6 protein-coding genes and 2 rRNA genes are annotated in these 9,697 nt (G+C 34.8%); 4 read left to right on the top strand and 4 right to left on the bottom strand.

All coding sequences use genetic code 11. From position 1 onward, the window contains the following. Positions 1–775: 775 nt before the first annotated feature. Positions 776–2,704, bottom strand: a complete 1,929-nt coding sequence (locus BKP45_RS07775) for a 3'-5' exonuclease (protein ID WP_071389170.1) — start codon at positions 2,702–2,704, stop codon at positions 776–778. 232 nt (positions 2,705–2,936) lie between these two features. Then, positions 2,937–4,616: a DUF262 domain-containing protein gene (locus tag BKP45_RS07770; RefSeq protein ID WP_071389169.1), complete on the bottom strand. Its 1,680-nt coding sequence runs from the start codon at positions 4,614–4,616 to the stop codon at positions 2,937–2,939. Between the two features lie 425 nt (positions 4,617–5,041). Here BKP45_RS07770 and BKP45_RS07765 point away from each other — a divergent pair, with 425 nt between their 5' ends. The 4 genes from BKP45_RS07765 (at position 5,042) to BKP45_RS07750 (ending at position 8,197) form a co-directional block, all read left to right on the top strand. After that, the gene (locus tag BKP45_RS07765; protein ID WP_071389168.1) at positions 5,042–5,497 is read left to right on the top strand and encodes a hypothetical protein; all 456 of its coding nucleotides are present in this window, start codon (positions 5,042–5,044) and stop codon (positions 5,495–5,497) included. A gap of 400 nt (positions 5,498–5,897) precedes the next feature. Next, positions 5,898–6,725, top strand: a complete 828-nt coding sequence (locus tag BKP45_RS07760; RefSeq protein WP_071389167.1) for a hypothetical protein — start codon at positions 5,898–5,900, stop codon at positions 6,723–6,725. Next, positions 6,718–7,752 (top strand): radical SAM protein, encoded by a 1,035-nt coding sequence (locus BKP45_RS07755; RefSeq protein WP_071389166.1) that lies wholly within the window; start codon positions 6,718–6,720, stop codon positions 7,750–7,752. Before BKP45_RS07760 ends, BKP45_RS07755 begins: the two co-directional genes overlap by 8 nt. A 97-nt stretch (positions 7,753–7,849) precedes the next feature. Continuing rightward, the gene (locus BKP45_RS07750; protein ID WP_071389165.1) at positions 7,850–8,197 is read left to right on the top strand and encodes a hypothetical protein; all 348 of its coding nucleotides are present in this window, start codon (positions 7,850–7,852) and stop codon (positions 8,195–8,197) included. Between the two features lie 875 nt (positions 8,198–9,072). Here the strand turns inward: BKP45_RS07750 and rrf are convergent. Together rrf and BKP45_RS07735 are read right to left on the bottom strand one after the other, a co-directional pair. After that, positions 9,073–9,188: ribosomal RNA gene (gene rrf, locus BKP45_RS07740) — 5S ribosomal RNA — on the bottom strand. Between the two features lie 210 nt (positions 9,189–9,398). Continuing rightward, positions 9,399–9,697 (bottom strand): 23S ribosomal RNA (locus BKP45_RS07735); the annotation flags it as partial.

Here is a 9,697-nt window from a genome sequence, read left to right as displayed (position 1 = left end):
AATACCTCTGAACGTAACACGGAACACCTTCCCCCAACATAAATACTTGAAAGCTATCAATAGACTTTATAAAACTTCTATTCATAAATACATCTAAGACACGGATAAAATTTAAGAACCAGTAACTTTCTGAGGCAGAAGAGTTACTGGTTCTTTTGTCGTATCTCCTCCTTAACGGAAGAATACGATATTAATTATCAAAATTTAAGGCCTTTTTTTCAAAGTGTCCTTGACATAGGGACCACTTTACAACGAAAGAGCTCTTAACGGTAAATATGAACAAATGGTTGTTCGTTTGGATGGCGAACCTTGATCATAATCCATATTTTTTAAAATAGACTTTATAACGTTATGCACTTTTATTTCATGATTACTTCTATTTAGATTCGTGCCTGTCCCCCCCCCCCCGAAGAATTTTGTTTCACAGGACTGTTTCACAAGAAAAACACGGGGACGGTCCGAGACTGCTGAAAAAGTCTGAGAAAAATACTGAAGATGCTCTAAATTCACTAAATATCGTGTTAACTTTAGGGTGGATGATCTATATATAGAGTTGAAAAATTTGGTTTAATACTTTTCCACTGGTTTCGGACGGTCCTTACGCTTCCTTTATGTAATATTGTTGTAAGATAAACAGCAGATCCATCTCTGTCATAAAAGTTCCATGGTTCCATTAGGATATGATAATAACTTATCTTCCCAATTCCTTTATTACAAAGTTGTTACTAATTAAGAAGCACTATATCCGCTCCCCCACTTCCTATAACTCATTACTTCATCCACCCTTTTTCTCTACACGTTCGTCTAAAGCCATCTTTCTCTCTTCCTTTACCTTCTCAAAATAAGTAGTATATTCAGACTCACCAGTGTAAGAAACACATAAATATTCTTTTGCTCTTGTCATAGCAATATAAAGAAGTGACACTTCACGTTCTTTATTTTCTTCTAATGGAAATGGCATGTTATCAAGGTTGACGACGAAAACTGCTTGAAAATCTAGACCTTTGCTGCTGTCGATGGTACTAATTTTGATTGTATCTTCATCACGGTCAAAGTTTCGTTTACTCGTTTCATTTTCGGTAATCCAGTTATAAGGTAATTCTTTTTTTTCTAACGCACGTTTAATAGTTTCAATGATATTCATTTTATGTGTTCTTTTTACCCGATACAAAATAAGGATTTCGGAATATGGTACTCCTTTTTGTTCATGAAGTACTTGTATTTGTTTTGCGATAATTCGCATTTCTTTCCCAAAATTTTCGGCTTTTAAAATACCTGGTTCTGGCCCTTTCCTACGTGTTGATTGTGGAGCAATGATTTCTATTCCCTCAACTGTTTTTTCAACAACTTTCTTTTGTAAGGAAGAATGACATTGGTAAAAATCCCATGCAAATTTTACAATTTGGGCGGTATTACGATAATTGATATTTAAAATTTTTGAGCGACCTTGAAAACTTAAACCAGTATCTTGTACATATGAACGTTTGCGAGGGTAAATGATTTGAGCACGATCTTCAACTAACAGCAGCGATTGCGTATTTGGGTTTAATAGGTGTCCAACTAACTTTAGCCACTCTGGTTGAAAGTCTTGTCCCTCATCAATTAAAATTGCATCATATTTTGGCAAAATGGCTTCCTTATTTTCCAATTGCCCTAAAACAGTAGGCAGCTGATCTTCTCTGATTTTCAAATCATGTTTGAGCCACTCATGAAAATTTCTAACGGCAATGTTATTTTTGTTCCCTGCTACCCCTTGTGGATTTTCACTAAAATCAAAATCAAATAACGAATCTGGTTCTTGGAGCATAAAGTTGATCATTTGTTTAATGCTTTGTGAAAGTGATATGTTATAGCATAAGATGAGGATTTTCCAATCAGGATGATCTTTAGAAAGAAGTTTCGCACGACTAGCTAAAATTAGCGTTTTCCCACTACCAGCCACACCACGTATTAAGCGATTTTTATCTCCCAATTGTTTCGCTAGATTTTCTTGGTGAAGATCCATAATTTTTATATCATGAAGAGATAACAATAACTGGTCTTGATACGGTACAGGCTTCTTAAATTCTGCACTAATACGAACTTCGGGAAATAAATGATATCGTATTGATCGTATCTCCTCATTAGTTAGTGTTTGCTGCAAACGAAATGGTACGGTAAACATATTGATGATTTTTTCGATAAATATTTCTTCAGAGAAACTTTCTTTCTCGGGATCAATTTCATCTCTAGACAATACTAAATTAGGATCTAAAATGCTAAATAACCCATTTTGGATAAAGTCTTTCTGATAAAGTCGTGTAAAGACAACTCCATAGCCCATCGGGAACTTAAGATTAAATTTATATTTTCCCTCTAAATGAATGAGGTTTTTATCCTTTTTTAAAACGTCTGATATATGAAACATATAATCCCGCGCTTGTTTCATTGGGCTTTTTACCGATTGCTGCTCTCCAGAAGACGTTCGAATGATCCACTCATCTTGATTAAGTTGGAATAACGTGTTTTTTGTATAATCTTTCACCTCAAGTACGACCATTCCTAAATCTGGGCCAAGTATAACAAAATCAGGATGCCGACCATGAATTTCCGGTTCGTAATAGACAATGTAATCGTCTGGTAGGCAATGCTTTAAAGTATAAAACAACAACCGCTCACCTGCCGTTGCTGTTGATCGAATCGATTCAGGTACAGAATAAGCCACTCTTGTCACCTCTTAAAAATAACTAAGATATAGGTATAAAAATTTATTTATAACATTAATCGATCAGTCATAGTTCTATAGTCATGTTTGCACAAACATTTTATTATATTTACATATTCTACTATAATTCTACTAGATTTTCCATTTAACAAAAAAACACATCCCATTGGAATGTGTTTTTTATATCGCCTAGTAACGTCCTACTCTCAAAAAGGGAGCTCTAACAATCACATTAATATCCATCATTAACAAGTTTTCCGATCATTTCTAGTTGTCTATTTTTTATTGTATCAATTTTCCAATCATCACTTGTTTGAATAAAGATTTTACTGCCACTAAAAACATCGATTCGTTTTTCTAGGTACCTTTTCTTCTTCTCTACAAAATCAAGGTTATTTAGCTGTGTATTTTTTTTCATACTTATTAGCGTTAAATTACCTAATTTGTGAACCCATTCTTTTCTTTCTTCTTCCGTAAACACTTGTACCCATGTAGAATCATGTTTTGGATTTTGTGGCATGATATGCTCTACACTTATAGTTTTATAATCTGATAAATGTACGGTATGATCACTAATCAAAAATTCGTATTTTAGTAATATGTACCTAGCAAAACGTCTACCATATACATTCCTACTTAAAATTTGACGGAGATATTCTTTATCGATCGTAAACAATTCATCATTACGAACTAATTCTTCAGGATTAGGAGTGGACTCTATCTGTTTTAATATTTTATTCATATTTTCAATACGTTGCGTCGGTGTTAACTGTGTAATCCAATCACCTGTAAATTTATTCTCTAGCCGTTTAAGAAACGCAGTTAGATGTTCTTTTCCGTATTTAGCATAATAATAAAACAGTGGTGGGATCCAATCTCTTGAAGGAAGACCAATAAGCATGATAGTTATTAAATTTTTGTATTCATTGGTAATTTCACTAGTCTCAAAATTCAACAACTTATCATAATACAATTTATATTTTTTTAATAAGTCAATTGTTGGTTTCCCTTTTTCTAACAAGTGCTTGCCATAAATTTTCTCTTCAAATTCATCTAATAAATTAGACCTAGCCTTATCTTTCACAATAATGGTTCTGACAAATGAAAGAAACCTATCGAACTCATCATCGAGCTGACCTTCCATTTCTTCCCATGATTTAGCATATAAATTACTTTCGTTTTCATCTTCAATTGCACCAATATTAATAGACTTTAAAATATCAGAACTAGTTAATGGTAATCCTCGATTGTTCAAAATCGTAAAAAGACGAAAGGCATCTTCACGATTTTCCGTTGAAACATAGATAAAGACGACTTTCTTAAATAAAAATTGAGCAAATTCTGTTATTTCTGCTTCATTTTTCATATCGAAAAATTGCGATAAAACTACAATCGAATTCGCCATATTCTTAATGGTAAGATGGTCTGATTCCTTTGATATCTCTTCTAATTCGGTCACTTTTTTTGTACCATCTGCGATCTTAATATATGTATTTATAAATTCGTCTACTTCACCGCGAATTTTGTATACAATTCGCTTTCTAGCAGGTACACCCGCAAACGGATTTTCTTCTTGATATATATTTTTAGAACAAAAATCAACTAATAAATTATTTGTAACTGAATCACGAATGACACCCATCAATAAAAATAAAGTTGTTAAACGTTGTTGGCCATCCAATATCTCATATTCATTAAAATTATTATTATTGAGGTTTTTTAATACGAGTGAACCTAAAAAATACTCACTGTCTTTCTTATTTTCAAAAGCAAACCATAAATCATCCAATAATTCATTTACTTGATCATTGTCCCAGACATAAGCCCTTTGATATTCAGGAACTACAAACCAAAAATCAGAAAATATCGTGTTTATATTACTCTTTTTAGCATCAATTTCGTTTTTTGTCACCGGTCCTTTTCTCCTTCCATTACATAAGCGATTAAGAATATAACACTCATACATTATACCCATAAGAAGCTTTATTTTCCCAGACTTTAACCAAATTTTTCTTACGGAGGGTTACTAAGAGGTACATTTTAACTATGATTCGACAAGTGCACAGGCACTTTTTGGGTGGAACAAGGTTCCTGTCTCCTTATTCCACTTGTTCCGTTCAACTAATTTTCAACATATGAATCTATCATTAAATCGACGAAATATGACATGTTTCCACGTGTCACTGTGACACCTCCCTGCATATACTTTATATACCTATTAAGCCCGCAAAAAATAGTAGGACGATCAAGCTTAAGCCAACACTTATTTTTGTTACTTATTATAGACAGGGCTCCTTATTTTAACATCCTGTCTAATGGAATAAAGGGGATGATTTAATGTCACTTACTAATGGAGGTTTTGAACAAGGAGTACTTTTACCCTGGAGAGACACAGGAAATGTTTCTTTAATTAAATCTAGTATTGGAGCTAGAACAGGTCAATATTATGTTTATATGAGTGCTAGGCGTTTTGGGACTGCCAGCATCTCGCAATACATTAATTTAAGAGATGTTCCTAGACCAACTGAAGGCAATTACGAACTAATATTTTTTATAACTAGATTGACAGGATTTACAGATGGGAGAATTGTTGTTAGTTTTTCGAATTATCTTGGAGCACCGATCATTATACCTTATGACAATATTCCTTACGAAAACAAATACTTTCGATTTGCCTATAGGATCCCTATGAATGGCTTCAGGAGCTCATTAACCGATCTACGAATAGAAATCAATGCCGGTGCAGAATCGATGGCCGTTAGATTGGATGATGTTTATTTTTGCCCTTGTTAACATATGTTCTTTTTTCTGTGATTTTTATTAGCTACCGGCACCTAAACTTCTTAATAAATTGTTATTCTGTAAAATAAATTTTCCTACAAATAGACTGTATTTACTTCGTCGTCATTTCCTACAAAAAGGTTAAAAATGAGTGTTTTGTATGTAATTAAAGGCACTGGCATTCGCCACATTGTCAGAAATAACGTTTTTGTTCATATCAACGAAACGAATGTAGTACTCCAAAAATGTACAGTTACCCAATTTTGATTATTAAAATGTCATTGGTGCATCATGTGTATAACTTACACAACTCTTTCCTCTATGGCGAACTTTTTAATGTTGTTGTTCTAAAAAAGTTCGTACTACACATATGATTCCTCTGTACAGAGCAAAACATTTTTGGAGGTGTGGAATGGATTCGCTTATCCTTAATTATGATTGGCTCAACAGAATAGAATCATCACTATTCAAAAAGTTAAATAATGCCGAAACCCGGAATAACTACTTAAATAATCCTTCGAAAGTTATTTTAGATGAATTTTATGAAGAAATAGAGGGAGAAATAAATTTAGGTAAAGTGAGTTCTGAAAACCTATTAATGTTTGACTTGTTACAAGACCGTGCATTTTTAGATTGGAATAATAAATATACCAAACGAATAAATGAAAAATTAAACAATGTACGGAGCTCTCCATTATATGTCATATACCAAAAAAATAATGAAGTGTTAGAACCTCAAAAGATATATACTGATACCATAAATGCTATCTTTACTGAAAGTAATACAAGAAAACAACTAAATTTGTATTTACTCAATAATCATTATTTAAATAATAGTAGACAAATACCGAACGGTTCGCCTGAAGGTATCGTTTCTGTTGCAATCATATTAGTCGTTGCAGCGGCAGCAGCTGTTGCTACAGCAGTAGTAGCATTTAGCGTTAAAATTGTGCACCCTACTTTTCCAACCATCGACACTTCAGTTCGCGTTTCCCATCCAGTTTCAGTTAGACTCTCTCTACCTGTATCATTTCGGGTTTCTCACCCTGTGGCACTCCGAGTTTCTCAAGAAGTATCAGTTCGATTTACTCAACCTCACCCAGTAACAGGAACCCCACCTTCTCTTCCTAGAACCGAGGAATCTTGTTGGTGGATGGGGTTAGATCGAGAAAACTTGAAATTAATTTCAAATTTAATGATTAAAGTTTTCAATACTAAAGGTGGTCATGCAAATGGATGACGCAATGCTTAGTCCTATACCGGTAAAAAAAATTCTTTCCATTTTATTAACGTACCAATGCAACGCTCAATGTGAAAATTGCGGAACACTAAGTAGCCCAAATAATAAAGTTCGTCTTACTTTAGAGGATGTTCATTTAGCAATTAACCAAGCAGCTAACCTTGATTATCAGTTAATCGTATTCACAGGCGGTGAGGCTACCTTATATAAAAAAGAGTTAATTTCAGGAATAAAGAAGGCTAATGAATGTGGATTACCTGTACGTTTGGTTACAAATGCACATTGGGCAAAGTCCATGGACCCAGCACGAAAAATAGTTAAGAGATTGCTAGATGCAGGGCTAACTGAAATAAATTTTAGTACAGGAGACCAACATACCAGATTCGTCCCATTAGAAAATGTCATGAATGCTTCGTTAGCAGCCGTTGAACACGGTCTTCCAGTAACAATAATGTGTGAAATATTCCGAGATCGTTCCATAACAAAAAGTTTTATCGAAAATCACCATACTTTTAAAGAAATCATCTATTCCTATCCAAACGGTATTATAAATATTATTGAAAGTCCTTGGATGTCGATTGACACAAATCCTTCATACCATTATCCAGATGGATTAACTAAAAACCGCGATAATCTCCCTGTAGTAAAAGGTTGTGATAGTGTTTTATCAACTACAACCCTTTTAGCCAATGGAAATATCGCAGCTTGCTGTGGGATCGGCATGAGAAAAATTCCTGAATTACAATTAGGGAATATCGATAAAATGACTTTAATGGAAGCAGACCAAAGTGCTGAATCTGATTTTTTAAAAAGATGGATTAAGGTTGAAGGACCTGAAAGAATCTTAGCTTGGGCTTCAAAGCATGACCCTGATATAAAGTGGGAAAACATGTATGCACATCAGTGTCAAGCTTGCTTTCGTTTGTATAAAGATGAAAAAGTACGCCAAATCATAAGAAAATACCATCAAGAAAAAATGGCCGATGTTTTATTTTCCGAATGGTTATTACATCACTACACTAAATAAATATTTCTATTCTTTAACATTCATTTTGAGCTAATCATATATTGTTATATCTAGACATTTGTAGATAAACACAAAATAAAAGTGGGAGGTTTTATTCATGAATAATATGCAATGGTATCCGTATTATCCGAACCAAATGTATCCCAATTACTACTACAATCTACCAACAGCTCAAAGACACGATCCAACACAAAATTATTCTAGACAAATAACAGAAGCCGAAGCATTAAGACTTGCTATTATCAACTGGAGTCATTTTTTGAATGCTATTGCATTCGATCAACAGTTAGCAAATGAAGTAGTTTCGTTAATTCAAACCGGAAATACAGAAAGATTAAATGTAATAATGAAGGAATTAGGTTTAGAAGAAAACTGTTATTACAATAATGGAGTTTGTTGTAATGTTGGTGGAAGAACGGTTTGTATGAATATTACAATAAGATAATGCAACGGGTTGGTTCTTGCTCGGGGACATTTTTAAAGGATTTAGAACATGAGTGTTGATTAACCAATAAAATCCAACAAAAATGTACCAAGAAGGACACCTTTCTTGTAGAATGATGTTTGCTGACAAACAAAGAAGAGGTGCCCTCATAAAGAAGAATATCAAATTCCACAATTTGTTTCAAAAGATTGTTTCAGAAGAAGAAATGACTATCATTCGGTATGCTATCGGCTACAAGGATACAGCACGCAAAATTGATGTGTTAACACTCATTAATTATTTACTCTACGCTTCAATGAATGAACTTAATAGTTATCGAGATTGCGCGGATGTAGGCGACCAGTATGGACTTCCAAAGGTTAATCACTCTACTCTCTCTAAAAAGGATAGTCATGTCGACTACAACATCATGAAGAAATTATTCCATTTAGTCGTATCAAAATGGAATCGAATTGGATTCGTGCCTGTCACTCCCCGAAGAATCTTGTTTCACAATAGGAAGAATTAATAAAGGTGCCTCGGTCGGTGACACCAGGCACCAATCGTAGACACACATGCAGCACCACTTAACGCAAATATTCAATTTCCGAAAACACACAAAAAAACACACCCCATTGGAATGTGTTCTTTACTTTACCTAGCAACGTCCTACTCTCACAAGGGGAAGCCCCTAACTACCATCGGCGAAGCTACTAACTTCAATCACTTCATGAATTACTTCTTTTGCTTTTGAATTTACTACATGCTGCTTTGCATCGAGGAAGCCTACTTCTAAGCGATATTAGCAGACGCAGATGCAGCACCACTTAACGCAAATATTCAAATTCCGAAAGCACATAAAAAAACACACCCCATCGGAATGTGTTTTTCATTTTACCTAGCAACGTCCTACTCTCACAAGGGGAAGCCCCTAACTACCATCGGCGCAAAAGAGCTTAACGATCGTGTTCGGCATGGGAACGAGTGTGACCTCTTCGCTATCGTCACTAAATCTACTGACTTCAATCACATCATGCGATGCTTCTTAGAATTTGCTACATGCAGATTTGCGACGAGGAAGCTTTCTTCGAAGCAATACTAGAAGACGCAGGAGCAGATTATCTAAATTCTTGTCAGTTTATATTTTTATTGAAAGAAATCATTCTTTCAAAACTAGATAACATACATATAAGTTTCTTGAGTGTGAATTCAATTCTTATTTTAGGATAAGTCCTCGACCGATTAGTATCTCTCAGCTCCACACGTCACCGCGCTTCCACCCGAGACCTATCAACCTCATCATCTCTAAGGGGTCTTACTGGATTAACTCCAAGGGAAATCTCATCTTGAGGGGGGCTTCATGCTTAGATGCTTTCAGCACTTATCCCTTCCATACGTAGCTACCCAGCTATGCTCCTGGCGGAACAACTGGTACACCAGCGGTATGTCCATCCCGGTCCTCTCGTACTAAGGACAGCTCCTCTCAAATTTCCTACGCCCGCGACGGATAGGGACCGAACT

The sequence above is a fragment of the Anaerobacillus alkalidiazotrophicus genome (genome assembly GCF_001866055.1).
Note: the sequence above shows the minus strand (reverse complement) of the source record. Positions and strands in the feature narration are given on the sequence as shown.

Bases quoted from the DNA above. Each gene is read 5' to 3' on its own strand.
- BKP45_RS07765 (WP_071389168.1), top strand. From the start codon at position 5,042: ATGTCACTTACTAATGGAGGTTTTGAACAAGGAGTACTTTTACCCTGG.
- BKP45_RS07760 (WP_071389167.1), top strand. From the start codon at position 5,898: ATGGATTCGCTTATCCTTAATTATGATTGGCTCAACAGAATAGAATCA.
- BKP45_RS07755 (WP_071389166.1), top strand. From the start codon at position 6,718: ATGGATGACGCAATGCTTAGTCCTATACCGGTAAAAAAAATTCTTTCC.
- BKP45_RS07750 (WP_071389165.1), top strand. From the start codon at position 7,850: ATGAATAATATGCAATGGTATCCGTATTATCCGAACCAAATGTATCCC.